General features: G+C 57.8%; 1 rRNA gene. It reads left to right on the forward strand.

The annotated features are described in order from the left end of the window. Nucleotides 1–27 precede the first annotated feature (27 nt). Nucleotides 28–1,545: ribosomal RNA gene (locus tag ACFVWG_RS41425) — 16S ribosomal RNA — on the forward strand. Nucleotides 1,546–1,655 lie beyond the last annotated feature (110 nt).

A 1,655-nucleotide genomic window follows, 5' to 3' on the forward strand; every position in this document is an offset into this window, starting at 1 on the left:
TTGTGGGGTTTCGGTTGTCTATATTTTTCAACGGAGAGTTTGATCCTGGCTCAGGACGAACGCTGGCGGCGTGCTTAACACATGCAAGTCGAGCGGTAAGGCCCCTTCGGGGGTACACGAGCGGCGAACGGGTGAGTAACACGTGAGCAACCTACCCTCAACTTCGGGATAAGCCTCGGAAACGGGGTCTAATACCGGATATCATCTTCTGCTTCATGGTGGAAGGTTGAAAGTTCTGGCGGTTGGGGATGGGCTCGCGGCCTATCAGCTTGTTGGTGGGGTAATGGCCTACCAAGGCGTCGACGGGTAGCCGGCCTGAGAGGGCGACCGGCCACACTGGGACTGAGACACGGCCCAGACTCCTACGGGAGGCAGCAGTGGGGAATATTGCGCAATGGACGAAAGTCTGACGCAGCAACGCCGCGTGAGGGATGACGGCCTTCGGGTTGTAAACCTCTTTCAGCAGGGACGAAGCGAAAGTGACGGTACCTGCAGAAGAAGGACCGGCCAACTACGTGCCAGCAGCCGCGGTAATACGTAGGGTCCGAGCGTTGTCCGGAATTATTGGGCGTAAAGGGCTCGTAGGCGGTTCGTCACGTCGGGAGTGAAAACTCGGAGCTTAACTCCGAGCCTGCTTCCGATACGGGCAGACTAGAGGTAGGCAGGGGAGAGCGGAACTCCTGGTGTAGCGGTGGAATGCGCAGATATCAGGAAGAACACCGGTGGCGAAGGCGGCTCTCTGGGCCTTACCTGACGCTGAGGAGCGAAAGCGTGGGTAGCGAACAGGATTAGATACCCTGGTAGTCCACGCCGTAAACGTTGGGCGCTAGGTGTGGGGGACATTCCACGTCCTCCGTGCCGCAGCTAACGCATTAAGCGCCCCGCCTGGGGAGTACGGCCGCAAGGCTAAAACTCAAAGGAATTGACGGGGGCCCGCACAAGCGGCGGAGCATGCGGATTAATTCGATGCAACGCGAAGAACCTTACCTGGGTTTGACATATAGGGAAATCCTCCAGAGATGGGGGGTCCGTAAGGGTCCTATACAGGTGGTGCATGGCTGTCGTCAGCTCGTGTCGTGAGATGTTGGGTTAAGTCCCGCAACGAGCGCAACCCTCGTCCTATGTTGCCAGCACGTTATGGTGGGGACTCATAGGAGACTGCCGGGGTCAACTCGGAGGAAGGTGGGGATGACGTCAAGTCATCATGCCCCTTATGTCCAGGGCTTCACGCATGCTACAATGGCCGGTACAAAGGGCTGCGAAACCGTAAGGTGGAGCGAATCCCAAAAAGCCGGTCTCAGTTCGGATTGGGGTCTGCAACTCGACCCCATGAAGTCGGAGTCGCTAGTAATCGCAGATCAGCAACGCTGCGGTGAATACGTTCCCGGGCCTTGTACACACCGCCCGTCACGTCATGAAAGTCGGCAACACCCGAAGCCGGTGGCCTAACCCTTGTGGAGGGAGCCGTCGAAGGTGGGGCTGGCGATTAGGACGAAGTCGTAACAAGGTAGCCGTACCGGAAGGTGCGGCTGGATCACCTCCTTTCTAAGGAGCATTCGGCGATCAACCCGTAAGGGTGGTCGTCTCAACGTCGTTTCTTGGGCGAATGTCTCAAGGCGACGGTGCTTCGGAATGTGGAACATTGACCATTAGGC

The sequence above is a fragment of the Kribbella sp. NPDC058245 genome, assembly GCF_042882005.1.
In the GTDB taxonomy this organism is placed as follows: domain Bacteria; phylum Actinomycetota; class Actinomycetes; order Propionibacteriales; family Kribbellaceae; genus Kribbella.